At 70.8% G+C, this 24622-nt stretch carries 23 protein-coding genes; 9 read left to right on the plus strand and 14 right to left on the minus strand.

Annotated features, from left to right (window positions below; all coding sequences use genetic code 11):
- The first annotated feature begins 97 nt into the window (after positions 1-97).
- From ACIO9J_RS42010 to cseC, 5 genes are all read left to right on the plus strand, one after another.
- Positions 98-1060 carry an A/G-specific adenine glycosylase gene (locus ACIO9J_RS42010; protein WP_402010853.1) on the plus strand — a complete coding sequence of 321 codons (963 nt, stop codon included), beginning with the start codon at positions 98-100 and terminating at the stop codon, positions 1058-1060.
- 241 nt (positions 1061-1301) lie between these two features.
- The gene (locus ACIO9J_RS42015; RefSeq protein WP_055552579.1) at positions 1302-1841 is read left to right on the plus strand and encodes a SigE family RNA polymerase sigma factor; all 540 of its coding nucleotides are present in this window, start codon (positions 1302-1304) and stop codon (positions 1839-1841) included.
- Positions 1829-2476 carry a hypothetical protein gene (locus ACIO9J_RS42020; RefSeq protein WP_402010854.1) on the plus strand — a complete coding sequence of 216 codons (648 nt, stop codon included), beginning with the start codon at positions 1829-1831 and terminating at the stop codon, positions 2474-2476. Before ACIO9J_RS42015 ends, ACIO9J_RS42020 begins: the two co-directional genes overlap by 13 nt.
- 103 nt (positions 2477-2579) lie before the next feature.
- On the plus strand, positions 2580-3293 hold the full coding sequence (cseB, locus tag ACIO9J_RS42025; RefSeq protein WP_402010856.1) for a two-component system response regulator CseB: 714 nt from the start codon (positions 2580-2582) through the stop codon (positions 3291-3293).
- A 31-nt stretch (positions 3294-3324) separates the two neighbouring features.
- Positions 3325-4731 (plus strand): two-component system sensor histidine kinase CseC, encoded by a 1407-nt coding sequence (gene cseC / locus ACIO9J_RS42030; RefSeq protein WP_402010858.1) that lies wholly within the window; start codon positions 3325-3327, stop codon positions 4729-4731.
- A gap of 25 nt (positions 4732-4756) precedes the next feature.
- Here the strand turns inward: cseC and ACIO9J_RS42035 are convergent, their stop codons facing one another.
- The 3 genes from ACIO9J_RS42035 to ACIO9J_RS42045 all read right to left on the minus strand — a co-directional run bounded on the left by ACIO9J_RS42035 (position 4757) and on the right by ACIO9J_RS42045 (position 7522).
- Positions 4757-5203, minus strand: a complete 447-nt coding sequence (locus tag ACIO9J_RS42035) for a VOC family protein (RefSeq protein ID WP_402010860.1) — start codon at positions 5201-5203, stop codon at positions 4757-4759.
- Positions 5204-5257: 54 nt separating this feature from the next.
- Positions 5258-5734: a helix-turn-helix transcriptional regulator gene (locus ACIO9J_RS42040; RefSeq protein ID WP_402010945.1), complete on the minus strand. Its 477-nt coding sequence runs from the start codon at positions 5732-5734 to the stop codon at positions 5258-5260.
- Between the two features lie 156 nt (positions 5735-5890).
- Complete coding sequence (locus ACIO9J_RS42045; RefSeq protein WP_402010862.1) at positions 5891-7522, minus strand: MDR family MFS transporter; 1632 nt, start codon at positions 7520-7522, stop codon at positions 5891-5893.
- A gap of 170 nt (positions 7523-7692) precedes the next feature.
- On the opposite strand from ACIO9J_RS42045, the gene ACIO9J_RS42050 reads away from it, so the two are divergent.
- On the plus strand, positions 7693-8274 hold the full coding sequence (locus ACIO9J_RS42050) for a TetR/AcrR family transcriptional regulator (protein ID WP_402010864.1): 582 nt from the start codon (positions 7693-7695) through the stop codon (positions 8272-8274).
- A gap of 29 nt (positions 8275-8303) precedes the next feature.
- Here ACIO9J_RS42050 and ACIO9J_RS42055 read toward each other — a convergent pair whose 3' ends face one another.
- Entirely contained in the window at positions 8304-8975 is a 672-nt protein-coding gene (locus tag ACIO9J_RS42055; RefSeq protein WP_402010866.1) for a M23 family metallopeptidase, read from the minus strand.
- A 523-nt stretch (positions 8976-9498) separates the two neighbouring features.
- Between ACIO9J_RS42055 and ACIO9J_RS42060 the strand changes: the two genes are divergently transcribed.
- Both ACIO9J_RS42060 and ACIO9J_RS42065 read left to right on the plus strand, forming a co-directional pair.
- Entirely contained in the window at positions 9499-12633 is a 3135-nt protein-coding gene (locus ACIO9J_RS42060) for an NACHT domain-containing protein (RefSeq protein ID WP_402010868.1), read from the plus strand.
- 192 nt (positions 12634-12825) lie between these two features.
- Entirely contained in the window at positions 12826-13005 is a 180-nt protein-coding gene (locus tag ACIO9J_RS42065) for a hypothetical protein (protein ID WP_402010870.1), read from the plus strand.
- Between the two features lie 80 nt (positions 13006-13085).
- On the opposite strand, the gene ACIO9J_RS42070 is transcribed toward ACIO9J_RS42065, so the two are convergent.
- The gene (locus ACIO9J_RS42070) at positions 13086-15614 is read right to left on the minus strand and encodes an ATP-dependent Clp protease ATP-binding subunit (RefSeq protein ID WP_402010872.1); all 2529 of its coding nucleotides are present in this window, start codon (positions 15612-15614) and stop codon (positions 13086-13088) included.
- Between the two features lie 441 nt (positions 15615-16055).
- Between ACIO9J_RS42070 and ACIO9J_RS42075 the strand changes: the two genes are divergently transcribed.
- The gene (locus ACIO9J_RS42075) at positions 16056-16646 is read left to right on the plus strand and encodes an SCO3374 family protein (RefSeq protein WP_402010874.1); all 591 of its coding nucleotides are present in this window, start codon (positions 16056-16058) and stop codon (positions 16644-16646) included.
- Here ACIO9J_RS42075 and ACIO9J_RS42080 read toward each other — a convergent pair.
- The 9 genes from ACIO9J_RS42080 to ACIO9J_RS42120 form a co-directional block, all read right to left on the minus strand.
- Positions 16625-16963 (minus strand): Lsr2 family protein, encoded by a 339-nt coding sequence (locus tag ACIO9J_RS42080; RefSeq protein WP_402010875.1) that lies wholly within the window; start codon positions 16961-16963, stop codon positions 16625-16627. The genes ACIO9J_RS42075 and ACIO9J_RS42080 overlap by 22 nt on opposite strands.
- A 226-nt stretch (positions 16964-17189) precedes the next feature.
- Entirely contained in the window at positions 17190-17732 is a 543-nt protein-coding gene (locus ACIO9J_RS42085) for an amino-acid N-acetyltransferase (protein WP_402010877.1), read from the minus strand.
- A 9-nt stretch (positions 17733-17741) separates the two neighbouring features.
- Complete coding sequence (locus ACIO9J_RS42090; protein WP_402010878.1) at positions 17742-18140, minus strand: BlaI/MecI/CopY family transcriptional regulator; 399 nt, start codon at positions 18138-18140, stop codon at positions 17742-17744.
- A gap of 208 nt (positions 18141-18348) precedes the next feature.
- Positions 18349-18528, minus strand: coding sequence for a hypothetical protein (locus ACIO9J_RS42095; protein ID WP_402010880.1), 180 nt, complete (start codon positions 18526-18528; stop codon positions 18349-18351).
- Positions 18529-18541: 13 nt separating this feature from the next.
- Positions 18542-19147, minus strand: coding sequence for a hypothetical protein (locus ACIO9J_RS42100; protein ID WP_402010947.1), 606 nt, complete (start codon positions 19145-19147; stop codon positions 18542-18544).
- A 107-nt stretch (positions 19148-19254) separates the two neighbouring features.
- Positions 19255-20868, minus strand: a complete 1614-nt coding sequence (locus ACIO9J_RS42105) for a hypothetical protein (RefSeq protein ID WP_402010882.1) — start codon at positions 20866-20868, stop codon at positions 19255-19257.
- 232 nt (positions 20869-21100) lie between these two features.
- Positions 21101-21907: a type III pantothenate kinase gene (locus ACIO9J_RS42110; protein WP_402010884.1), complete on the minus strand. Its 807-nt coding sequence runs from the start codon at positions 21905-21907 to the stop codon at positions 21101-21103.
- Entirely contained in the window at positions 21907-22905 is a 999-nt protein-coding gene (nadC, locus tag ACIO9J_RS42115) for a carboxylating nicotinate-nucleotide diphosphorylase (RefSeq protein WP_402010886.1), read from the minus strand. Before nadC ends, ACIO9J_RS42110 begins: the two co-directional genes overlap by 1 nt.
- Positions 22906-22907: 2 nt before the next feature.
- Positions 22908-24617 (minus strand): L-aspartate oxidase, encoded by a 1710-nt coding sequence (locus ACIO9J_RS42120; protein WP_402010887.1) that lies wholly within the window; start codon positions 24615-24617, stop codon positions 22908-22910.
- Positions 24618-24622 lie beyond the last annotated feature (5 nt).

The following is a 24622-nucleotide window of genomic DNA, read 5'->3' on the forward strand; positions in this document are numbered from 1 at the left end:
GGGGTGCCCCCCGCGACCCTGGAGCGCGCGAAACCCCCCGCCCGAGCCGCGCGGTTGTGTCGTCCCCCGCCACCCCCGTGGCAGGATCGGATCTGCCATGACTGCGCCCACGAAGCCCACGCCGACCGCCCCCGACGCCAACGACGCCGCCGCAGCGCGCGACGGCCTCGACGCCATCGACGCTCCCGGTGCGACCCTGCACACCCCCGTCATCGCCTGGTTCGACGCGCACGCCCGTGATCTGCCGTGGCGGCGCCCGGACGCCGGGCCGTGGGGCGTGATGGTCAGTGAGTTCATGCTCCAGCAGACGCCCGTCAGCCGGGTGCTGCCCGTGTACGAGCAGTGGCTCGCCCGCTGGCCGCGCCCCGCCGACCTCGCCAAGGAGGCGCCGGGCGAGGCCGTCCGCGCCTGGGGACGGCTCGGCTATCCGCGCCGCGCCCTGCGGCTGCACGGCGCGGCCACCGCCATAACGGAGCGGCACGGCGGCGACGTCCCCGCGCACCACTCCCAGCTGCTCGCGCTGCCCGGCATCGGGGAGTACACGGCGGCCGCCGTGGCCTCCTTCGCGTACGGGCAGCGGCACGCCGTGCTCGACACGAACGTGCGGCGGGTCTTCGCGCGCGCCGTGACCGGCGCCCAGTACCCGCCGAACGCCACCACGGCAGCCGAGCGCAAGCTGGCCCGCGCCCTGCTGCCCGAGGACGAGCGGACCGCGTCCCGCTGGGCCGCCGCCTCGATGGAGCTCGGCGCCCTGGTCTGCACGGCCAAGAACGAGAACTGCGCGAAGTGCCCGATCGCCGCGCGGTGCGCCTGGCGTGCGGCGGGCAAGCCCGCCCACGAGGGCCCGGCGCGGCGCGGCCAGACGTACGCGGGCACGGACCGTCAGGTGCGCGGCAAGCTGCTCGCCGTGCTGCGGGAGGCGGTGGCCGCGGTGCCGCAGTCCGCGCTCGACCGGGTGTGGGACGAGCCGGTGCAGCGGGCCCGCGCGCTGGACGGTCTGGTCGCCGACGGGCTCGTGGAGCCGCTGGCGGACGGGCACTACCGGCTGCCGCTCACGTAATCGCCCCATCGCCCCCATAACCGCCGATAGGCCCGTGTAAGACCCATAGACCATCGCTCACCTGCGGTTTCACGGCGATCTTTATGTGGGTCCTACATCTGTTACACAACCTACGCACAGCCGTGCGCCCGCCGCTGGCTGCTCCGCACAACCTCGTGACAACGCCTCCGTAGCTTCATTGACGTGCCGCTCGGCAAGGGCCGCGGTCACGCATTTGGGGATGGAACGGAGGCGGTTGGATATGGCGCACGGCGAGGTGCTCGAGTTCGAAGAGTACGTCCGCACTCGGCAGGACGCCCTGCTGCGCAGTGCCCGGCGCCTGGTTCCCGACCCCGTGGACGCGCAGGACCTGCTGCAGACCGCGCTCGTACGGACGTACGGCCGCTGGGACGGCATAGCCGACAAGCGCCTCGCGGACGCCTACCTCCGCCGCGTCATGATCAACACCCGTACGGAGTGGTGGCGCGCCCGCAAGCTCGAAGAGGTGCCCACCGAGCAGCTTCCCGACGCGTCCGTGGAAGACTCCACGGAGCAGCACGCCGACCGCGCCCTGCTGATGGACATCATGAAGGTCCTCGCACCCAAGCAGCGCAGCGTGGTCGTGCTGCGACACTGGGAGCAGATGTCCACAGAGGAGACGGCCGCCGCGCTCGGCATGTCGGCCGGAACGGTCAAGAGCACGCTGCACCGGGCGCTCGCCCGGCTCCGCCAGGAGCTGGAGAGCCGCGACCTGGATGCCCGCGCGTTCGAACGTGAGGAGCGGGAGCGTTGCGCGGCCTAGGCCCTGAGGCCAGACGAAGCGTAAAGGCGGCGAGCACGGTGGTGACCGTGCTCGCCGCTCTCGGCCTTTCCCTCGCCGCCTGCTCGACGGGCGGCGCCGGCGCGCGCGACGAGGGTCCCGCGCGCAGCGAACCGGTGGTCTCCTCGTCGCCCTCGCCCGCACCGTCGGCCGCCGTGCCCCCGAAGAAGATCGACGCGGTCCGTCTCGTCAAGGACGACCCGAAGGTGAGTTCGGCCGTCAAGCGGGACCTGAAGCCGTGCGCCGGTGACTCCTACCCGATCGACGTGACCTACGGGAACCTGACCGGAGGAGCCTCGGCCGATGTCGTGGTGAACGTGCAGACCTGCGCGGACGCCGTCGGCATCGGCAGTTACGTGTATCGCGCCGAGGGCGATAAGTACGAGAATGTCTTCAGTGCCGAGGAGCCCGCGTCCGTCTACGCCGAGATCGACAGGGGCGACCTGGTCGTGACGAAGCAGATGTACGAGAAGGGCGATTCGGTGGCCTACCCGTCGGGCGAGGAAGTGATCACGTACCACTGGTCGTCGAACCACTTCACCGAGACGGAGCGCACCCGCAGCGACTTCAACAACTCGGTGGGCGGCGAGCCGACCGAACCGTCGGCCGCGGACTGACCCGCCGCGGACCGACCGCACGACCGTACGACCACACCCGACGCACCCGACGCACCCGACGCACCTGACGCACCGCACGTACTGAGAAGGACTGAGACTTCCGATGGCAGAACAGACCCACGTCCTGTTCGTCGAGGACGACGACGTCATCCGCGAGGCCACCCAGCTCGCCCTGGAGCGGGACGGCTTCGTGGTGACCGCCATGCCCGACGGCCTGTCGGGCCTTGAGGCGTTCCGCGCGAACCAGCCGGACATCGCGCTGCTCGACGTGATGGTGCCGGGCCTGGACGGCGTCTCGCTGTGCCGCCGCATCCGCGACGAGTCGACCGTCCCGGTGATCATGCTGTCGGCGCGCGCCGACTCCATCGACGTGGTGCTCGGCCTGGAGGCGGGCGCCGACGACTACGTGACCAAGCCGTTCGACGGCGCGGTCCTCGTCGCCCGCATCCGCGCCGTGCTGCGCCGCTTCGGACACGCCGGCGGGCACGGCTCGGCCGCGCCCGCCTCCGGTGAGGAGGCCGGGGCGGACGGCGGCGTCCTGCACTTCGGCGATCTGGAGATCGACACCGAGGGCATGGAGGTGCGCAAGGACGGCACGACCGTGGCCCTGACGCCGACCGAGATGCGCCTGCTCCTGGAGTTCTCGTCCGCGCCGGGCACCGTGCTCTCCCGCGACAAGCTCCTGGAGCGCGTCTGGGACTACGGCTGGGGCGGCGACACCCGCGTCGTCGACGTCCACGTGCAGCGGCTGCGCACGAAGGTCGGGCAGGACCGCATCGAGACGGTCCGCGGCTTCGGCTACAAGCTCAAGGCGTGAACGGACGCGTGACGGACGGAGTGCTGCGGCAATGCGGGGGCCGCGGACGGCTCGGGGGACTCGGGGGGCGCATATGAACGGGGGCCACCGGGCGGCCGAGCGGGTCCGCGAGATGTTCAGGACCGGTCTGCGCACCGGCGTGCGCTGGAAGATCAGCGCGGCGATCGCGCTGGTCGGCGCCCTGGTCGCGGTGGCGCTGAGCCTGGTCGTGCACAACGCGGCGCGCGTCTCGATGCTCGACAACGCGCGCGACGTGCAGGACGAGCGCATCCAGTTCGCACTGCGCCTCTACTCCGCCTCCCAGCGCCAGACGCTCCAGTTCGGCACGAAGGTCGACGACCCCGAGCTGCCGCAGGAGCTGCGCCAGAAGGTGCTCAAGGGGCGGCGCGCCACCTTCGTCGAGGAGAAGCCCGACGGCACGCCCGACATCTGGGCGGCCGTGCCGCTGGCCGACGGGCACGTCCTTTCGCTGCACTCCCGCTTCACCGACCGCAGCGCCACCGTCATGAAGGACCTCGACCAGGCCCTGGTCATCGGGTCGATCGCGGTCGTCTTCGGCGGCTGCGCGCTCGGCGTGCTGATCGGCGGGCAGCTCTCGCGGCGGCTGCGCAAGGCGGCCACGGCGGCGAGCGAGGTCGCCCAGGGCCAGACGGACGTCAGCGTGCGCGACTCCATCGGTGGTGTCGTCAAGGACGAGACCGACGACCTGGCGTCCGCCGTGGACGCGATGGCCGACGCGCTCAAGCAGCGCCTGGAGGCCGAGCGCCGGGTCACCGCGGACATCGCGCACGAGCTGCGTACGCCGGTGACCGGCCTGCTCACGGCGGCCGAACTGCTCCCGCCCGGCCGGCCCAGCGAGCTGGTCAAGGACCGCGCGCAGGCCATGCGCACCCTCGTCGAGGACGTCCTTGAGGTGGCCCGCCTGGACTCGGCCGCCGAACGGGCCGAACTGCAGGACATCACGCTCGGCGAGTTCGTCTCGCGGCGCATGGCGGCCCTGAACACCGAGGTGTCCGTCACCGTCGTGCACGAGTCGGAGGTCACCACCGACCCGCGCCGCCTGGAGCGCATCCTCGGCAACCTCGTCGCCAACGCCGCCAAGCACGGCAAGCCGCCCATCGAGGTCAGCGTCGAGGGCCGGGTGGTCCGCGTACGCGACCACGGGCCCGGCTTTCCCGAGGCGCTCCTGGACGAGGGCCCGAGCCGCTTCCGCACCGGCAGCACGGACCGCGCGGGGCACGGCCATGGACTGGGTCTGACGATCGCGGCGGGTCAGGCGCGGGTGCTCGGCGCGCGGCTGACGTTCCGCAACGTGCGGCCCGCCGGCGTCTCCCCCGACGAGCCCGCCGAGGGCGCTGTCGCCGTCCTGTGGCTGCCGGAGCACGCGCCGACGAACACGGGCAGCTTCCCGATGCTGAAACTGCCGGAGAACCTGTGAGCCGGGCCGTCCGGCGGGACGCCCGCTAGCAGGACCAGTCCTTGTCGAGGTCGAGCCCGCCCTCGCGGCGCTGGGTGAACGAGAACCAGTTCCCCGAGTCGTCGCGGAAGAGCGCCTCGGTGCCGTACGGACGCTCCTGCGGCTCCTGGAGGAACTCGACGCCGCGCGCCGACAGCTTCTCGTAGTCCCCGTGGACGTCGTCGGTGACCAGGACGCCCGCGCCGAGGATGCCCTTGGCGACCAGCTTCTTCATGGCCTCGGCCGACTCGGGGTCCATGGCGGGCGCGCCCGGCACCATCAGGGTGAGCTCGACGTCGGGCTGGTCCTTGGCGCCGACCGTGAGCCAGCGCATGCCGCCGTCGCCCATCGTCATGTCCGTACGGACCTCAAGGCCGAGCTTCTCCGTGTAGAACTCCTTGGCCCGGTCCTGGTCGAGGACCCAGACGGTGGAGATGGCGAGTCCCTTGATCATGACGTGCTCCCAGCTTTCCGAGGGTGGCGCGCGGCGGAAATCCGCGCTGCCGAATCACCGTAGGCAGCCTGATTCTCCGTCCGCTTCTCCAGAATTGCGGGGCTCGTCCGGGCTCCCCGCCGGTGCGCCCGCGCCCGCCCCCGGGCCTCTGGCGGGGAAGCCTCCGGCCCACAGCATCGCGTAACACCCCGGGATGAGCGCGGCTCCGCGGCCCACGTGCCGGCTCCGGTACTCGCTCGGGGAGAGTCCGGTCTGGCGCTTGAACGTCGACGAGAACGTGCCGACGCTGCTGAAGCCGACGAGCATGCAGATCTCCGTCACGGACAGGTCCGCCGCGCGCAGCATGTCCTGGGCGCGCTCGATCCTGCGGCGCGACAGATACTGCCCCGGCGTCTCCGCGTACACCTCCTTGAACGCGCGGATGAAGTGAAAGCGGGAGTAACCGGCGTGCGCCGCCACCGCGTCCAGGTCGAGGTGCGGGTCGGCCCAGTCACGGTCCATGGCGTCCTTGGCGCGGCGCATCTGCCGCAGTTTCTCCACGCCTCCGATGCTGGCACGCGCCACTGACAACGGCCCCCGGTGCGCGGGGCACGGGCCGGGACACAGGCCGGGGCGCGGACGCACGACGGCCCCCGGCGCCAGGGGCACCGGGGGCCGTCCAACCGCCGGGGAGGGCGGTCCTACGGGTCAGACGGCCTCTGCAACCGGCTCCCTGACCACCTGCGCGGAGTCCCCGTCCGCGTCCCCTGCGGGCTTCTTGTCCGCGGGGCCCGAGCCCCGCAGCGGCGTCTCCTTCACGAAGAAGGCGGCGATCAGCGCGGCGACGCCGAGCGCGGCGCCCAGCAGGAAGGCCGCGTGCGTACCGGCCGACACCGCGTGCTGGTAGGCGTCCCTGACCATCTCGGGCAGCTGCGCGAGCTTGTCAGCGGTCGGCTGCGCGGTCGCCTGGGTGGCGTCGCTGCCGGCCGATCCGGCCCGCTCGGCCATCACGTCCTGGACGCGGTTGTTGAAGAGCGCGCCCATGATCGCGACGCCGAAGGAGGAGCCGAGCGTACGGAAGAGGGTGGCCGAGGAGGACGCGACGCCCATGTCCTTCATCTCGACGCTGTTCTGCGCGACCAGCATGGTGATCTGCATCAGGAAGCCCATGCCGGCGCCGAGCACGGCCATGTAGAGGCCCGAGGTGAACCGCGTGGTCTCGGTGTCCATCTGCGAGAGCAGGAAGAACCCGACGACCATCAGTACCGTGCCGATGATCGGGAAGATCTTGTACTTGCCGGTGGACGTGGTGACCCGGCCCGCGACCATCGAGACGGCCATCATCGAGAGCAGCATCGGCAGCAGCAGCAGCCCGGAGTTGGTGGCCGAGGCGCCCTGCACCGACTGCTGGTAGAGCGGCAGGAAGAGCATCGCGCCGAACATCACGAAGCCGGTGATGAAGCCGATCACGGACATCAGCGAGAAGTTGCGGCTGCGGAAGATGTGCAGCGGCATGATCGGCTCGGCGGCCTTCTTCTGTACGAAGAGGAAGCCGATGAGCGCGGCGACGCCGATGCCGATGAGCTCCATGATCACGGCCGAGCCCCAGGCGTACTCGGAGCCGCCCCAGGTGGTGACGAGCACGAGCGCGCTGATGCCGACGGTCAGCAGGGCGGCGCCCAGGTAGTCGATGCGCCCCTCTGCCTTCTTCTTCGGCAGGTGCAGGACGGCGGTCACCATGGCGAGCGCGACGGCGCCGAGCGGCAGGTTGATGTAGAAGGCCCAGCGCCAGCCGAGGTGATCGGTGATGGTGCCGCCGACCAGCGGGCCGCCGATCATCGCGACCGCCATGACGCCGGTCATCATGCCCATGTACTTGCCGCGGTCCCGCGGCGGCACCAGGTCACCGATGATCGCCATGACGCCGACCATCAGGCCGCCCGCGCCGAGTCCCTGGACCGCGCGGAAGCCGATGAGCTGGGTCATGTCCTGTGCCATGCCGCTGAGTGCGGAACCGGCCAGGAAGATCACGATGGAGGTGAGGAAGGCGCCCTTGCGCCCGTACATGTCGCCGAGCTTGCCCCAGATCGGCGTCGACGCCGCGGTCGCCAGCGTGTAGGCGGTGACCACCCACGACAGGTGCGCCATGCCGCCGAGGTCGCCGACGATCGTCGGCATCGCAGGGCTCACGATCATGTTGTCGAGCATCGCGAGCAGCATCGTGATCATCAGCGCCATCAGGACGACGCGCACGCTGCGCGGCTGCGGCCCGCTCTCCCCCGCGGCCGCCGCCGCTCCTGCTTCCGCTTTCTCCAGTGACGCTTTGGGTGTCCCCGTCATGATCTCCACTCCCCGGTTGTCGCCGTACCACTACTTACTTGCCGCCCGGCAAGTTGACTACACTGAGGGAAGGTAGACCCGTAACTAGCCGGGCGTCAAGTAAGTTTGCTTACGGGCACGTCAGGACACGTACGGACATGCATGAGCAAGTGGAGTCGAGGAGCAACCCGATGGGCACAGGCAAGCAGCAGCGGCGCGGCGACACCCGCCAGCGCATCCAGGAAGTGGCCCTCGCACTCTTCGCCGAGCAGGGGTACGAGAAGACGTCACTGCGCGAGATCTCCGAGAAGCTGGAGGTCACCAAGGCGGCGCTGTACTACCACTTCAAGACCAAGGAAGACATCCTGACCAGCATCTTCGACGACCTCACGGGGCCGATCGACGAGCTGATCGAATGGGGGCGCGCACAGCCGCAGCCGGTCTCCCTGGAAACCAAGAAGGAAGTGCTGACCCGCTACAGCGGCATCCTGGTCAACGCGGCGCCGCTCTTCCGCTTCATGCAGGAGAACCAGGCGACGATGCGCGACCTGAAGTCCGGCGAGAGCTTCAAGGACCGGATGCTCGGGCTGCACGAGATCCTCAAGGACCCGGCCGCCCCGATGGCCGACCAGGTGCGGTGCTTCAGCGCGCTGTTCACCATGCACGCCGGGATGTTCGTGCTCAAGGACGCGGAAGGCGACCCCCAGGAGAAGCGCGAGGCCATCCTGGAGGTCGCCATCGATCTGGTGACGCGGGCACACACGAGCGGCTGAGCCCGCGGCGCCGGTCCGGACCGGACCGGTCAGACCGTCACGCCCGCCGAGCGCAGGAAGGCGACGGGGTCGACGGCCGAGCCGTAGTTCGGGGTCGTGCGGATCTCGAAGTGCAGGTGCGGGCCACTGGAGTTCCCGGTGTTGCCCGAGAGGGCGATGCGCTGGCCGGTGCCGACCGCCTGGCCGACCCGGACGTCGACCTGCGAGAGGTGCGCGTACTGGGAGTACGTGCCGTCGCCGTGCTTCACCACGACGGCGTTGCCGTACGCGGGGCCGTCGCCGGCGCCGTTGGGGCCCGCCTTCACGACGGTGCCGCCGTGCACGGACGCGACCGGGGTGCCGATCGGCACGGCGAAGTCCTGGCCGGAGTGCTTGTGGGACCACATGCTGCCGCCGAGGCCGAAGCTCGCGGAGAGCGTGTAGTTCTTGACCGGGTCGATCCACGCGGCCGCGGCGCGCTTGGCGTCGGCGGCCTTCTTCGCCTCGGCCTGCTGCGCCTTGCCCGCGGCCTTGGCCTGGGCGGCGGCCTGCTCCTGGAGGGAGCCCACGGCGACGCCGGGCAGCGCGCCGCCCTTGGCGTCGGCGGCGACCGAGACCCCGGCCCCGAGCACCGCCGACGCTCCGATGCCCGCGGCGACGACGGCCGCCCGCGTACGGAGCATGGACGGGCGGGGATGGTGGGAGGTGGTGCGCTGCGACATGGGGATGTCCTCCGGGGTGTGACGACTGCGATGACGACTGCGTTGACGGCTGCGGTGGCGCCTGACGCGACGACCGAGGGGGGCATGAGCGAACCCGGCAGGCGGGGCGGGTGGATCACCCGCCGACCGCGCTTCGCCGGGTCGGTCATCCCTTGGTAACCCCCACCCTCACCACCGCCCAAAACGCCCATCTACTACGCAAAGCCGTAGCGAGAGGCAAGGATTTAGTCCGCTTGACACCATCAAATCCAGACAATTACCCCACAGTCCGGTAACGGGGTTTCCTCGCCTCCCGCAGGTTTAGCCGCACATCGGAGCCCCTCCCGACCCGCACCCCCACCAGGGCCGCACCCGCCGCAGCGGAACGCGTCCAAGGTCCCGGAGGTCGCGGGCCGAAGGTCCCGCCCCGCGCTCCCGCCGCATCCACTATTCCGCCTAGTACGGGACGAAACGCCTGTGCGCCATGTCACCGGCCTCCGAGATCCACCTCGCCGCGAATGTGACCCCCACTACGCTCACGCCCATGGATCCCGCGCTCATAGGCACCCGCCTGGCATCGAGTGCCGTCGCCCCACTGGTCAAGAGGCTGTTCGTACGGGAGGGACCGGGCGCGGGCCTGGTGGCGAAGCCGGTACGGCTGTCCTCCCTGGTGTCGTTCAAGGGCGAGCAGCGCACGCTGGGCAGGCGGGACGTCCGGCGCCTAGCGGAGCGGCTGGTGGCGGCGTCCCTGGCCGCTCCCGGCGAGCGCACCTTCCCGCCGGACGAGGCGCTTGCCGTCACCGACGCCCTGACCCGGGTGCTGCTCGCGCTCGGGGACCTCGACATGGACGACGTCCAGGCCGTCCGCCTCGGCCACCGGGAGCTGGCCCGCGAGCTCGCGCGCGGCGCGGCGCGCAGCGGGCCGCTCCTCGCCGCCGGGCTGTCCCAGGACGCCGCCCTCTACCTCGACTCGGTCACCGAGTGGGCGTGCCTGCACATCCTGCAGTTCTTCACGCAGCGCTCCACGTTCGTCGCGGCGACGCTGGTCGCGCAGAGCCGGGGCCAGGACGAGCTGATCGCGAAGGTCGACGAGCTGATCGCTCGCAGGCCGGTCGCCGGGGCGCTGGACCTCGCCTTCGAGCGGCGCTACCTCGCGTACGTCGCGAAGAAGCACGCCAAGCTGACGATCTTCGGCATCGATCTGTCGGGCTCCCCGGCGAAGTGGCCGCTGGACGCGGCGTACATGTCGCTGGAGGCGGAGCCGCCCGGACTCGTGGAGACGGTCCACTACCCGTCGGGGGCCGAGCACCACGCGGAGGACGTGGCGGTCGTCGAACACACGCCCCCGCTCCCCGCCGACCAAGCCCTCGCCGCCCACGACAGGGTCCTCCTGCGGGGCGAGGCGGGCTCGGGCAAGACCACGCTCGTGCAGTGGCTGGCAGTGAGCGCGACCCGCAGGGACGCGGCAGGACCGGACCACTCAGGGCCCCACCCCACCATGGCGTACCTGGACGACCGCGTCCCCTACGTACTCCCCCTGCGCACCCTCACCCGCCACGGCGAACGGCTGCCCGCTCCCCCTGGCTTCCTCGCCTCGGTGGGCTGCCCGCTCGCGGGCACGCAGCCGCACGGGTGGGAGGCGCGCGTCCTCACCGCAGGCCGCGCCCTCGTCCTGATCGACGGCATCGACGAGATCCCGGACGCCGAGCGCGACCGGACCAGGGCCTGGCTGAGCGACCTGATCGACGCCTTTCCCGGCAACCGCTGGCTCGTGACCTCCCGCCCGTCGGCCGTACGCGAGGACTGGCTCACCGAGGAGGGCTTCACCGAGCTGACGCTCTCCCCGATGGGGAAGGTGGAGGTGGCGGCGTTCATCGAGCGCTGGCACACCGCCGCGGCCACGGGGGTCCCGGAGGAAGACGCCGAACTCGTCGCGTACGAGGGTCAGCTGTTGGAAGCGGTGCGGTCGAAGCCGGATCTGGGCCGCCTCGCCACCAACCCCCTGATGTGCGGCCTGATCTGCGCCCTCCACCGGGACCGGCGGGGCTTCCTGCCGCTGGGCCGCAAGGACCTCTACACGGCGGCCCTCTCCATGCTTCTGGTCCGCCGTGACCGCGAGCGCCACATGAACGTGCCCGAGTTGCGGGAGGAGCCGCAGCTCCAGCTCCTGCAGCGGCTCGCGTACTGGCTGATCCGCAACGGCCGTACGGTGATGGACCGTTCGCGGGCGGAGTCCATCATCGCGGACGCGCTGCCCGCGGTGCCGGAGCTGGCCCCGCTCGGCGACGCGCGGGCCGTCTACGCCCACTTCTTGCACCGCAGCGGGCTGTTGCGCGAGCCCGGGCCCGGCACCGTCGACTTCGTCCACCGCACCTTCCAGGACTTCCTGGGCGCGCGGGCGGCGGTCGACGAGGGCGACTTCGGCGTACTCGCCCGGCACGCGGCGGACGACCAGTGGGAGGACGTCATCCGCATGGCGGTGGCGCAGGCGCGGCCACGTGAACGGGCGGAGATCCTCGGCGACCTGCTCGCCCATGGGGACCGCCACCCGGACGAGGGGGCTCGCAAGCGGATCCACCTCCTCGCGGCGGCCTGCCTGGAGCACGCGGCTGAGCTGGCGCCCAGGGTGCGGGAGGAGGTGGAGCGGCGCACGGCGGCGCTGATTCCGCCACGGAACGCGGAGGACGCGCGGGCCCTTGCGAAGGTCGGGGCCATGGTGCTCGACCTGCTGCCGGGGCCCGACGGACTCTCCGACGACGAGGCCCAGCAGGTGGCCGTCACCGCGACGCACGTGGACTCGGACGCCACGATCCCCTTCCTCGCCCGGTTCACCCGGCACGAGGGGATTGGCGTCCGCAGCCAGCTGATGTGGGGGTGGCACCGCCACGCCTGCCGTCCGTACGCGGAGCAGGTCATCGCCCGGCTCGACGGTCACGACATCCACTTCACGCTCCGCACCGACGAACAGGTGACCGAGCTCGAACGCCTTGGTCTGTACCCGGAGAGGCTCGACATCAGACCGGGGGTCAGCCCCGACGTCGCTGCCCGCTTCATAGCGGCCTGCGAACCCACCTTCCTGCTGCTCAACAGGTTCCCGCCGGGCCTCCTGACGGCCGAGGCGCTGGCTGCCCTGGGCCGCCTGGACGGACTCAGCGTCGTCGGCGCACAGGAGCCGTGGAGCCTGGCGCCGTTCCCCGCCGAGGCTCCCCTGACGTTCCTCGGCCTGGTGGACTCCCGCGCCGCTCTGACCGACCTGCCGCGCGCGATCCAATGGCCGAAGCTGGCGCGGGTGACCTTCAGCGTCGACGATCCGCTGGACGCGAGGGACTGGGAGGTGTTCGCGGCCCTGCCGGGGCTCACTGGTCTACACCTGCCGTCGCGCTCCCTCATGACCATCCCGCCGGGGCTGACCCTGCCCGGTCTGGTCTACCTGCAGGTCGCTCCCGACGCCTCCCGGGCAGACATGGCCTCCCGCCTCTGCACGGTCGCACCGGGACTCAAGCGCCTGTTCCTGCACAACCATCCCGAGAGCAGCCCGGACCGGGACACCCCCATCGACGTCTCCGCCCTGGCCGACCACCCGAGCCTGACGGAGCTGGCGGTTCCCGCCGTGGCGGTAGGCCTGGACAGGCTGCCTCCCCACATCGCCGTAGACGTCTACGGCCCCACTATCGATTGAGCTGAAACCACACGCCTTTGCCCGCACTCGCGGGCGTCACCCCGCACACGTCCGACAGAGCCGTCACGAGGAAGAGCCCCCGCCCTCCTTCCTAGCTCACCCACCTGATTTCCCTGGTGGCCGCCTCGGTCGGCAGCTCGTCGGCGCTGCACTTCCTGACGCGCTTTCGTCGAGGACCTCACCGAACTCATCGTGCCCGAACAGCTCACCCACCTCACGCTGGACGCACCCCACCCCGTCGAAGGGCTCGCCTGGCTCTCGGCCTTCCCGAGCCTGACCGACGTCTGGCTGTACTCACCCGTGAGCGAGGCCGAAGCGCGGCAGGTACCGCCGCACGTTCGCCTCACCGTCCGCCCGTCGCACGGCAATTGACCGCACGGAAAAGGGGCTGCCCCGGAACCGTACGAAACGGTCCGGGGCAGCCCCTTCAAGCGGTCAGCTCAGTGCGAGCGTCACGCCTCCTTGCTCAGGTTCGGGCCCGCACCGCCACCGGCGGCCGACTCGATCGGCGGGACGTCCGGCAGCGCCGCCTTCTCCTCGCCGCGGAAGGTGAACGTGGCGGTCTCGCCCTCGCCCTCCACGTCGACGACCACGATGTGGCCGGGGCGGAGCTCACCGAAGAGGATCTTCTCGGAGAGGGTGTCCTCGACCTCGCGCTGGATCGTGCGCCGCAGCGGACGCGCGCCGAGCACCGGGTCGTAACCCTTCTTCGCGAGCAGCTCCTTCGCGGGCTGGGAGAGCTCGATGCCCATGTCCCGGTCCTTGAGGCGCTCGTCCACCTTGGTGATCATCAGGTCGACGATCTGGAGGATGTCGTCCTGGCTGAGCTGCGGGAAGACGACGACGTCGTCGACGCGGTTCAGGAACTCCGGGCGGAAGTGCTGCTTCAGCTCGTCGCTGACCTTGTTCTTCATCCGCTCGTAGTTGGACTTCGTGTCGCCCTGAGCCGCGAAGCCCAGGTTGAAGCCCTTCGAGATGTCACGGGTTCCAAGGTTGGTCGTCATGATGATGACCGTGTTCTTGAAGTCCACGACGCGGCCCTGGGAGTCGGTCAGACGACCGTCCTCCAGGATCTGCAGGAGCGAGTTGAAGATGTCCGGGTGGGCCTTTTCGACCTCGTCGAAGAGAACGACGGAGAACGGCTTGCGACGGACCTTCTCGGTCAGCTGGCCGCCCTCTTCGTAGCCCACGTATCCGGGGGGCGAACCGAAGAGACGCGAAACCGTGTGCTTCTCGCTGAACTCCGACATGTCGAGGGAGATCAGCGCGTCCTCGTCACCGAAGAGGAATTCGGCGAGCGCCTTGGACAGCTCGGTCTTACCGACACCGGACGGGCCCGCGAAGATGAACGAACCGCCGGGACGCTTCGGGTCCTTCAGACCCGCACGCGTACGCCGGATCGCCTTCGAGAGCGCCTTGACGGCGTCCTTCTGGCCGATGACGCGCTTGTGGAGCTCGTCCTCCATGCGCAGCAGACGGGAGGACTCCTCCTCCGTCAGCTTGAAGACCGGGATGCCGGTGGCGGTCGCGAGGACCTCGGCGATCAGCTCGCCGTCGACCTCGGCGACGACGTCCATGTCGCCGGCCTTCCACTCCTTCTCGCGCTTGGCCTTCGCGGCGAGCAGCTGCTTCTCCTTGTCGCGGAGAGAGGCCGCCTTCTCGAAGTCCTGGGAGTCGATCGCCGACTCCTTGTCGCGACGCACGCCCGCGATCTTCTCGTCGAACTCGCGGAGGTCCGGCGGCGCGGTCATCCGGCGGATGCGCATCCGGGAACCGGCCTCGTCGATCAGGTCGATCGCCTTGTCCGGCAGGAAGCGGTCCGAGATGTACCGGTCGGCCAGGGTCGCGGCCTGGACGAGGGCCTCGTCCGTGATCGAGACGCGGTGGTGCGCCTCGTACCGGTCGCGGAGGCCCTTGAGGATCTCGATGGTGTGCGGCAGCGACGGCTCCGCGACCTGGATGGGCTGGAAGCGGCGCTCCAGCGCGGCGTCCTTCTCCAGGTGCTTGCGGTACTCGTCGAGCGTGGTGGCACCGATGGTCTGGAGCTCACCGCGGGCCAGCATCGGCTTCAGGATGGAAGCCGCGTCGATCGCGCCCTCGGCGGCACCCGCACCCACGAGCGTGTGCAGCTCGTCGATGAACAGGATGATGTCGCCGCGGGTGCGGATCTCCTTGAGGACCTTCTTCAGGCGCTCCTCGAAGTCACCGCGGTAGCGCGAACCGGCCACCAGGGCACCCAGGTCGAGGGTGTAGAGGTGCTTGTCCTTGAGGGTCTCGGGCACCTCGCCCTTGACGATGGCCTGGGCGAGGCCCTCGACGACGGCGGTCTTGCCGACGCCGGGCTCACCGATCAGGACCGGGTTGTTCTTCGTACGGCGGGACAGCACCTGCATGACCCGCTCGATCTCCTTCTCGCGCCCGATGACCGGGTCGAGCTTGGATTCGCGGGCCGCCTGGGTGAGGTTCCTGCCGAACTGGTCGAGGACCAGGGACGTGGAGGGCGTGCCCTCCGCAGGACCGCCGGCGGTGGCGGTCTCCTTGCCCTGGTAACCGGAGAGCAGCTGGATGACCTGCTGCCGCACCCGGTTGAGATCGGCGCCCAGCTTGACCAGGACCTGGGCGGCGACGCCCTCGCCCTCGCGGATCAGGCCGAGCAGGATGTGCTCCGTGCCGATGTAGTTGTGGCCCAGCTGAAGGGCCTCGCGGAGCGAGAGCTCCAGGACCTTCTTGGCACGGGGGGTGAAGGGGATGTGGCCGGACGGAGCCTGCTGGCCCTGCCCGATGATCTCCTCCACCTGCTGGCGGACCGCCTCGAGCGAAATCCCGAGGCTCTCCAGGGCCTTAGCGGCGACACCCTCGCCCTCGTGGATCAAGCCCAGGAGGATGTGCTCGGTGCCGATGTAGTTGTGGTTGAGCATCCGGGCTTCTTCCTGAGCCAGGACGACAACCCGCCGCGCGCGGTCGGTGAACCTCTCGAACATCGTTAATCGCTCCTCAGAGCGGTCAGGCAGTAAAGGGGTCGGTCCCCTCCCTGTCCTTCCGCAGCTTAGTCCCGCAAGCGGGGACCGCTCATTCCAACTGCCGACACCCGGACACCATCTCGGAGGATCTCCTGACCCCGAACGCCGACAACTGCTCCAACCCGATGGTGCGAGACGATGTTCCCGCAGGCCAAGCAGTTACCCCCACCATCACTACGCCGATGGCGAACGTGAGACGCCGAAGCCCGCGTGTCGCCCCTCCCCACTAGGGATGTCTTACCCGTAAGGACTGACACTCCATGCGGCGCGCACCGGTTCCCTCCGCTACGGGCGAACACCCTTGCGCGGCCGAACACGCCCTTACGCCCTCTTTCCGGACACCGTACGCAACCAAGCGGCGACCCTGCGTAACCCCGGCGGCCTTCCGGCTGTTGCTCGGACATGGCCCCCACGGTTCCCCAGCCCCGCACGCCGGTCGAGCAGAGCGACCCGGTGCGGCAGTGGTACGAGAACGAACTCGGCTGGGCGACCGCGCCGGAGCCCGGTCCGGTGCGACTGCTCACGGGCCTGCGCTTCGACGTCCTCGAGCTGCCCGCGGAGGCGGGCTTCGCGGCCCTGCGCCACCTCGGCCCGAAGGCTCCGGTGGCCCTGCGCGGGGAAACGATGCGTCTCCTGGTGACCGCGGGAGGCGCGGACGAGCTGCCGGGGCTGCTCGACTGGCTCGAATGGGGCGACATTCCCCTGGGTCTCACCGCGATCGGGGCCGGTGGGCGGATCGACGCGCCCACGCCCCCGGGGTGGTCCGGCTCCCGAGGGGCCGCCGTGTGGCTGCGACCCCCGGAGCCCGGCTGCGAGGTGGAGCCGACGCTGCCGGCGCTTCCGTCCCTGCCCGCTGTGGGGGGAGGCGGGACGGTGCCCCACAGCGACCCCGCCGTGGGCTCCGATCTCGTACGACTTGTGGACACGGCGGCAACGCAGTGCCACCGGGTCCGGCTACGGCGTCGCAGCCGTCAGCCGTTGGCCTTCTCGTAGGCCTCACGAATGGACGCGGGAACGCGGCCGCGGTCATTGACCTCGAAACCGTTCTCCTTTGCCCACGCGCGAATCGCGGCGGTGTCCTGACCACCGCTCGCGGCAGCGGCACGAGCCTTGCCGCGGCCGCCGGAACCACGGCCACCGGTACGCCGGCCGGCCTTGACGAAGTCCTCAAGAGCCCCACGGAGCTTGTCCGCGTTGGCAGTGGTGAGGTCGATCTCGTACGCCTTGCCGTCCAACGCAAACGTCACGGTCTCGTCCGCCTCGCCACCGTCGAGGTCATCGACAAGAAGGACCTGAACCTTCTGTGCCACCGGATTTCCTTTCATCGATAACTACGAGGCCGTCCCGCACGACGTACGCCGCCGATTCACCGGCCCCTGTTATATGCAGTACTGCAGTACGTCGGAAAGCAAACCGCTTTTGCTGGAAAAACACAAACCCCTGGGAGAGACCGGACGCCGCGAGAAGCCTGGAAACATACGCGTTTCGGACATAGGCCACCGGGGCAGGAGGCCGTCCGGAATACCACGGTGGCGATCACAGATGCAGAAGCATCCGGCTGTTGCCCAAGGTGTTCGGTTTCACTCGTTCGAGGCCGAGGAACTCCGCGACGCCCTCGTCATAGGAACGCAGGAGCTCGCTGTAGACATCTCCGTCGACCGGAGTCTCGCCGATCTCCACGAACCCGTGCTTCTGGAAGAAGTGGACTTCGAAGGTGAGACAGAAAACCTTGCGGACACCGAGCCAGCGGGCGGTCTGGAGCAACTTCCCGAGCAACTGATGTCCCACCCCGGCACCCTTGACCTCCGGGTTCACCGCGAGCGTGCGGACTTCCGCGAGGTCTTCCCACATCACGTGCAGAGCGCCGCAGCCGACCACCTCCGCGTTGTCGTCGCGTTCGGCCACCCAGAACTCCTGGATGTCCTCGTAAAGCGTCACCGTGGCTTTGTCCAGGAGGATGCGGTCGCCGACGTAGGAGTCGAGGAGCCGGCGCAGGGCCGGGACATCGGCGGTTCGGGCCCGACGGAGGGAGACCGCTTTTGCACTGAGTTCGCTGAGTTCGGGTACCTCTGCTGCCATGACCGGACGCTATCGCTCTGCGCCGCGCTCTGGGGAGGCGGGGTTCTCGGGGCCTTGGACGATACGCATGGCATCACTGAGGGCTTCCCGCTGTTCCGGCGACATCATGCCGAAGAAGGCGACGAGTGCGGCGGCGGGGTTGTCACTGCGCGACCACGCTTCGTTCATCAGTGCGGCCGCGTAGGCGGCACGAGTCGACACCGCCTCATATCGATAGGCGCGACCTTCCGCTTCACGACGCACCCAGCCCTTCTGATGGAGATTGTCCAAAACGGTCATCACGGTCGTGTACGCGATGGACCGTTCCTGCTGAAGGTCTTCCAGGACTTCTCGAACGGTCACGGGGCGGTTCCACTTCCACACCCGCGTCATGACTGAGTCTTCGAGTTCTCCCAATGGACGAGGCACAGCAGAACAATAGTGGGAGACGTCACTATTGGCGTGATGCGTGAGGGACGTGGCGTACCCCTAATTTCTGCAACAAAAAGGGCGTACGACTCTAAAACGCTTGAGTCGTACGCCGTGCTGCGCGCCCGGGTACGCCGGGTGACCTGCGCAGGTCACGCCGGGGGAACCGGGCGCCCTTCGTGGCGGGGAAGCCGGGTCGGGCGCCGGGTCAGGCGCTGCCGGCCCCGGGGGACTGCCGGACGGATTCGGCGCGGGAGACGGCGGCGTCGACGGCCGCGTCCTCCTTGGCCTTGTTGGCACCGCCCTGGGTCTTCACGATCGTCACGATGAGACCGATGAAGAACACGGCCATCACTACGGGGGGCACGAGCGCGGAAACGTAGTCCATGCCCCCAGAGTAGCTAGCCCGCGACGAGCTGGTGCGGCGGGTCCGCGGGCGTCTCGGGGCGGCGCTTGGGCGGGAAGACCTCGGCCGGGGTGGGCACCGGCCGCGGCGGCCCGGGAGTCGCCGGGCGTTCGGCGGGCGTCTTGGGCTTCGGCGCCGCCGGTTCGTCCGCCGCGGCCAGGCCGCCGGGCAGCGCGAGCAGCCTGGTCCGGGACGCGGGGACCGCGACGCGGGCGGGCACCGGGACGGCGCGGCCCGCGAGTCTGGCCCGCACGGCCCGTTCGGCGAGGATCCGGCAGCGGTCGAGCAGCGCGGCCGCGACGGGGTTGCCGCGCAGCGCGCGCAGCGCCGCGAGATCGTCGGCGCCCGGCTGGTACCCGGCGCCGAGCGCGTCGGCGAGGAGGCCGAGATAGCCGGATGCGGTGCCGGGCAGGGCCGCCCGGTAGCGGGCGAGGTCGGCCACCAGGAACGCGCGGAGCCTGGCTGCCTCGCGTACGGCCTCGTCGACCGATTCGGCGAGGCGAAGACAGTCCTGGACGTCCTCGTCGCTGACGGGGCTGGGGTGCAGGGCGAGGGCCAGAGCGCGGCGGAGCACACGCAGTTCCTCCGCACTGAAGGCCATGCCGCCGCGGGATCCATAGGGCGTGGGCATAGGACGACGATACGCACGGAACGGACAAAATCCGCTTAACGCCACTTCATGGCGCGGCGGTTCTTCCGCCGATTCGCCTACTCGGCGCGGCGCCGGACCAGGGCGAAGGTGACCGCTCCGACGCCGAGCAGCGCGGCGGCCGCGGCGGCGATCCACGGCAGGACGCCGGCGCCCGCCTCCGCCATGGGCCGAGCGTCGGTGGTCTTCTTGCCGACGACGATCGACGCCTCGTCGTTGGACGGGTCGGGGTCGTTGAGGTCGAAACCGCCGTCTCCGGGGCGGTCGGTGTCCCCGGAGCGCACCCGGACCGTGCCCTCGGCTCCGGATACGTCTTCGGAGTAGCGCACTTCGAAGAGGTAGGACTGGCCGCTGCCGGGTTCCTCCACTCCCGCGTCGGGGCACAGGTAGCGGCGGTGGCCCGGTTCGAAGGGCTTCCGTTTCCCGTCCTCGTAGGTGAAGCAGTTGCCGTCCGCGTCCTCGTCCGGTTCCTCGTCCACGCGCACGGTGCTCGCCACCACGCCCTTGGGCAGCGTCACCTCTACGTAGACGGCCGGTTCGCGCAGGGGGCGGTTGAGCAGGGCGGGGCCTTCGTTGTGCAGGCCGAAGGTGAGCTCCCGGGTCGTGCCCTTCTTGCCGGGCTTCAAGGTGTCGCCGATCGCGCGGATGTCCGCCGAGTTCTTCGCGACGAACCGCACCAGACGCTCGGCGGCGAAGCCGGTGCCCTGCCCCCGCGCCGGGACGAGGGCCAGCTCGGGGCCGTGGCCGGAGGTGCCTCCCGCGGTCGTGTCCTGGTCCCCGGGGACGGCCTCGGCGGAGTACGTGACCTGGGTGTGGAAGGCGTCGTCGGTGAGCGAACCGGGCAGCGGCGAGGCGAGCGCGACGGTCTCGTCGGGGGCGACGGGACGGTCGAAGTAGCAGGTGGCCGCGGCGATCTGGTCGCCCTGAACACCCTGCCGGTAGCGGCAGTTGCGGTGCCGTTGCGCGAGCCGTACGCCCCCGTCGCCCTCGACCCGGACGGCGACCCGCTCGGTCACCCGGTCTCCCGTGTTGCGCAGGACGACGGGGATCCCGATGTCCTGGCCGCTCTTCAGGCCCTCCTTGTCGGGGAGTCGGGCGACTTCGAGTTCGGGTGTGCCGATGGAGACGCGGGAGGTGGTCCGGGCACCGGTGAGGCGCTTGCCGGTCACTTCGTAGCGGATGGTTCCCGAGGTGCCCGCGGCGACGCCTTCGACGGCGGTGACCGAGATCGGCTTCTCGGGTTCCCTCAGGTACTTCCCGAACCCGCAGGTGACGACCGGGCCTTCGGCCGTGCAGAGGTCGTCGGTGACCTTCACGGTGGCGATGCCCTTCAGCCCGCTCGTGTCGATGACGAGCCGCACCTCACGGGGGCCCGGCAGGGACTTGGCGCCGTCGTAGAACTCGATCATCGGGTCGACGGCGACGGCGCGGCCCGAGCGCGGCAGGGACAGGTGCGGGACCTGGATCCTGGTCCAGACCCGGGTGGGGTTCTCCGGGGGCTCCGTGGGCCCTTCAGAGGGCTCGGAGGGGCCTTCGGGGGCCGGGGCGGCGGGTGGGGCCGTCGGCGGGGCCGCGGGGTGCTGGACGCGGGCCTCGGCGGCGGGCCGGACCGCCGCTGTCGGGGCGGGCAGGGCGGCCGCTGTCGGGGCGGCCGCCGGTATCCCCAGCGCCATGACCGCCACGGCAGCCCACAATCGTCCCTTACGTGTCATTCGCCCCAGCCCGTCCGAACCCGCTCAAGTCCCGTCCCCGCGCAGACTCTTGTAGAGGAGCCGGGGTCGTGCGCGCAAGCCCGTTCGACTCACGCGCACGCGGCGGCGGCTGGTTAGGGCCTGTCCGATGGGTCGCCGCGACGCCGCGCCGACCCATCGGACAGGCCCTGGCGCCGTCCGGTGCTGGCCCGGCTCAACTGCGGGACACGTTGCGTTCGTAGACGAGGCGGAGCCCGATCAGCGTCAGCCACGGCTCGTGCTCGTCGATGGCCGACGCCTCGCCGAGCACCATGGGGGCGAGGCCGCCCGTGGCGATCACCGTCACGTCGTCGGGGTCGCCGCCCGGACCCGCGAGCTCGCGCGCCATGCGGCTCACGACGCCGTCGACCTGGCCCGCGAAGCCGTACAGGATGCCCGCCTGCATGGCCTCCACGGTGTTCTTGCCGATGACGCTGCGCGGCCTGGCCAGCTCGATCTTGCGGAGCTGCGCGCCGCGCACGCCGAGGGCCTCGACGGAGATCTCGATGCCGGGGGCGATGACACCACCCGCGTACTCCCCGCGCGCGGAGACCGCGTCGAAGGTCGTCGCCGTACCGAAGTCGACGACGATCGCCGGGCCTCCGTAGAGCTCGACCGCCGCGACCGCGTTGATGATGCGGTCGGCGCCGACCTCCTTGGGGTTGTCCATGAGGATCGGGACGCCGGTCTTGATGCCCGGCTCGACCAGGACGGCGGGCACGTCTCCGTAGTAGCGCCTGGTGACCTCGCGCAGCTCGTGCAGGACCGAGGGGACGGTGGAGCAGATCGCGATGCCGTCGATGCCGTCGCCCAGCTCCTCGCCGAGCAGCGGGTGCATGCCCATCAACCCGTTGAGGAGCACGGCCAGTTCGTCGGCGGTGCGGCGGGCGTCGGTGGAGATGCGCCAGTGCTCGACGATGTCCTCGCCGTCGAAGAGGCCGAGGACGGTGTGCGTATTGCCTACGTCGATGGTGAGCAGCATCAGTCCAGCACCGCTTCCCGCAGGTCGAGGCCGATGTCCAGGATCGGCGACGAGTGGGTGAGACCGCCCACCGCGAGGTAGTCGACGCCCGTGTCGGCGTACGCCCGCGCGTTCTCGCGCGTGAGGCGGCCCGAGGACTCCAGGAAGGCACGGCCGGCCACGAGGGCGACGGCCTCCTCGGTCTCCCCCGGCGTGAAGTTGTCCAGGAGGATCAGGTCGGCGCCCGCGTCGACCACCTCGCGCAGCTGGTGCAGGGTGTCGACCTCCACCTCGATGGCCAGGCCGGGGAACTGCTCGCGCACGGCCTTGAACGCCTGCGCGACGCCGCCGGCCGCGACCACGTGGTTGTCCTTGACCAGGGCCGCGTCGGAGAGCGACATCCGGTGGTTCACGCCGCCGCCCATGCGTACCGCGTACTTCTCCAGGGCGCGGTAGCCGGGCGTCGTCTTGCGGGTGTCGCGCACCTTCGTCTTCGTGCCCTCCAGGGCGTCCGCCCACGCGCGCGTGGCGGTCGCGATGCCGGAGAGGCGGCACAGGATGTTCAGCGCGCTGCGCTCGGCGGTGAGCAGGTCGCGGGTGCGGGTGGTGACGCTGAGCAGCACCGTGCCCGCCTCGACGCGGTCGCCGTCCTCGACGTGCCGCTCCACCTCGAACTCGTCCTCGCACACTACGGAGAGGACCGCTTCGGCGACGCGCAGACCCGCGACGGTGCCCGCCTCGCGCGCGGCGAAGTCGGCGGTGGCCACGGCGTCCTCGGGGATGGTGGCGGCCGTGGTGACGTCCACGCCGCCCGCCAGGTCCTCCTCGATCGCCATGTGCGCGATGTCCTCGATCTGCACGGGGTCGAGGCCCGCCTCTTCGAGGAGCTGCGCGAGCGCGGGGTCCAGACCGCACTGCATCGGGTCGTACGCGTCGTCACCGCCGCAGCCGCAGGCGTCGCCGCAGCCACCGCCTGCGGCTGAGGGGGCGGCGAGGGGGAGGTCGTCGGGGGTGCTCACGGTCACTGCTCCTGGGGACGGGTCGGAGGGAAGTCGGGGGTCTGTGTGGTGTGTGCCGCCAGCGTCCTGTCCGGATTCAGCCGTACGACGATGTGGCGGCGCCAGGCCGCGTCGTCGCGGTCGGCGTGGTCCTCGCGCCAGTGGCAGCCGCGGGTCTCCTCGCGGCGCTGGGCCGCGGCGACCAGGACACGGGCGACGCACAGGAGGTTGGTGGTCTCCCAGGTGTCGACGCCGGGCTCCGCGGTCTTGCCCTCCTCGGCGAGCGCGCCCGCCGCATCGGCGTGCACGCGGGCGAGGCGGGCGGCGGCCTCGGCGAGGGACGCGGCGGAGCGCAGCACTCCGGCGCCCTCGGTCATGACGCGCTGGATGGTGAAACGCGCCTCGGGCGGCAGCAGGGGGTGGGTCGGCGTCTCCGGCCGGGTGACAGGGGCGGGCACGCGCGCGTGGAGGGTGTGGTCCGCGTGCCGCGCGGTGATGTCGGCGGCGATGCGCTCGGCGTAGACCAGGCCCTCAAGGAGGGAGTTGGAGGCGAGCCGGTTGGCGCCGTGCACGCCGGTGCAGGCGACCTCTCCGCACGCGTACAGGCCGGGGACGGTGGTGCGGCCGTGCGGGTCGGTGCGAACGCCTCCGGAGGCGTAGTGCGCGGCCGGGGAGATCGGGATGGGCTCGGTGACCGGGTCGATGCCGTGGGCGCGGCAGGCGGCGAGGATGGTCGGGAAGCGGTTCTCCCACATCTCGGCGCCGAAGTGCCTGGCGTCCAGGTACATGTGCTCGGCGCCCGTCTCCTGCATGCGGCGCGTGATGCCCTTGGTGACGATGTCCCGGGGCGCGAGCTCGGCGAGCTCGTGCTGGCCGACCATGAAGCGCACGCCGTCGGCGTCCACCAGGTGCGCGCCCTCGCCGCGGACCGCCTCGGAGACCAGCGGCTGCTGGCCCTCGGCGTCGGCGCCGAGGAAGAGCACCGTGGGGTGGAACTGCACGAACTCCAGGTCGGAGACCTCGGCTCCGGCGCGCAGCGCGAGCGCGACGCCGTCGCCCGTGGAGACGGACGGGTTGGTGGTGGCCGAGAAGACCTGGCCCATGCCGCCGGTGGCGAGGACCACCGCGGGGGCGTGCACGGCGCCCACGCCGTCGTGCTGGCCCTCGCCCATGACGTGCAGGGAGACGCCTGCGGTGCGGCCTTCGGCGTCCGTGAGCAGGTCGAGCACCAGGGCGTTCTCGACGGTCGGCACGCCCTGGGCGCGGACCGCGTCGACGAGGGCGCGGGAGACCTCCGCGCCGGTCGCGTCGCCGCCCGCGTGCGCGATGCGGCTGCGGTGGTGGCCGCCCTCGCGGGTCAGGGCGATGTCGCCCCCGGCGCCCAGGTCGAACCGGGCGCCGGTCCCGATGAGGCGGCGCACGGCGTCGGGGCCCTCGGTGACGAGGGTGCGCACGGCCTCCTCGTCGCACACGCCCACGCCCGCCACGAGCGTGTCCTGGAGGTGCTGTTCGGGGGTGTCGCCCTCGCCGAGCGCGGCGGCGATGCCGCCCTGCGCCCAGCGCGTGGACCCGTCGTCCAGGCGGGCCTTGGTGACCACGACCGTCTTGAGGCCGGCGGCGGAGCAGCGCAGGGCCGCAGTGAGCCCGGCCACTCCGGAGCCGACGACCACGACGTCGGCTTCGAGCGACCAGCCGGGGGCGGGGGCGTGCAGGCGTATTCCGGTGGCACTCATGCGGT

Origin of the sequence: Streptomyces sp. NPDC087300 (assembly GCF_044744425.1) — a bacterium.
Lineage (GTDB): Bacteria > Actinomycetota > Actinomycetes > Streptomycetales > Streptomycetaceae > Streptomyces.

Bases quoted from the DNA above. Each gene is read 5' to 3' on its own strand.
- ACIO9J_RS42010 (WP_402010853.1), top strand. From the start codon at position 98: ATGACTGCGCCCACGAAGCCCACGCCGACCGCCCCCGACGCCAACGAC.
- ACIO9J_RS42015 (WP_055552579.1), top strand. From the start codon at position 1,302: ATGGCGCACGGCGAGGTGCTCGAGTTCGAAGAGTACGTCCGCACTCGG.
- cseB (WP_402010856.1), top strand. From the start codon at position 2,580: ATGGCAGAACAGACCCACGTCCTGTTCGTCGAGGACGACGACGTCATC.
- cseC (WP_402010858.1), top strand. From the start codon at position 3,325: ATGCGGGGGCCGCGGACGGCTCGGGGGACTCGGGGGGCGCATATGAAC.
- ACIO9J_RS42035 (WP_402010860.1), bottom strand. From the start codon at position 5,203: ATGATCAAGGGACTCGCCATCTCCACCGTCTGGGTCCTCGACCAGGAC.
- ACIO9J_RS42045 (WP_402010862.1), bottom strand. From the start codon at position 7,522: ATGACGGGGACACCCAAAGCGTCACTGGAGAAAGCGGAAGCAGGAGCG.
- ACIO9J_RS42050 (WP_402010864.1), top strand. From the start codon at position 7,693: ATGGGCACAGGCAAGCAGCAGCGGCGCGGCGACACCCGCCAGCGCATC.
- ACIO9J_RS42055 (WP_402010866.1), bottom strand. From the start codon at position 8,975: ATGTCGCAGCGCACCACCTCCCACCATCCCCGCCCGTCCATGCTCCGT.
- ACIO9J_RS42060 (WP_402010868.1), top strand. From the start codon at position 9,499: ATGGATCCCGCGCTCATAGGCACCCGCCTGGCATCGAGTGCCGTCGCC.
- ACIO9J_RS42070 (WP_402010872.1), bottom strand. From the start codon at position 15,614: ATGTTCGAGAGGTTCACCGACCGCGCGCGGCGGGTTGTCGTCCTGGCT.
- ACIO9J_RS42075 (WP_402010874.1), top strand. From the start codon at position 16,056: ATGGCCCCCACGGTTCCCCAGCCCCGCACGCCGGTCGAGCAGAGCGAC.
- ACIO9J_RS42085 (WP_402010877.1), bottom strand. From the start codon at position 17,732: ATGGCAGCAGAGGTACCCGAACTCAGCGAACTCAGTGCAAAAGCGGTC.
- ACIO9J_RS42095 (WP_402010880.1), bottom strand. From the start codon at position 18,528: ATGGACTACGTTTCCGCGCTCGTGCCCCCCGTAGTGATGGCCGTGTTC.
- ACIO9J_RS42100 (WP_402010947.1), bottom strand. From the start codon at position 19,147: ATGGCCTTCAGTGCGGAGGAACTGCGTGTGCTCCGCCGCGCTCTGGCC.
- ACIO9J_RS42105 (WP_402010882.1), bottom strand. From the start codon at position 20,868: ATGGCGCTGGGGATACCGGCGGCCGCCCCGACAGCGGCCGCCCTGCCC.
- ACIO9J_RS42110 (WP_402010884.1), bottom strand. From the start codon at position 21,907: ATGCTGCTCACCATCGACGTAGGCAATACGCACACCGTCCTCGGCCTC.
- ACIO9J_RS42120 (WP_402010887.1), bottom strand. From the start codon at position 24,617: ATGAGTGCCACCGGAATACGCCTGCACGCCCCCGCCCCCGGCTGGTCG.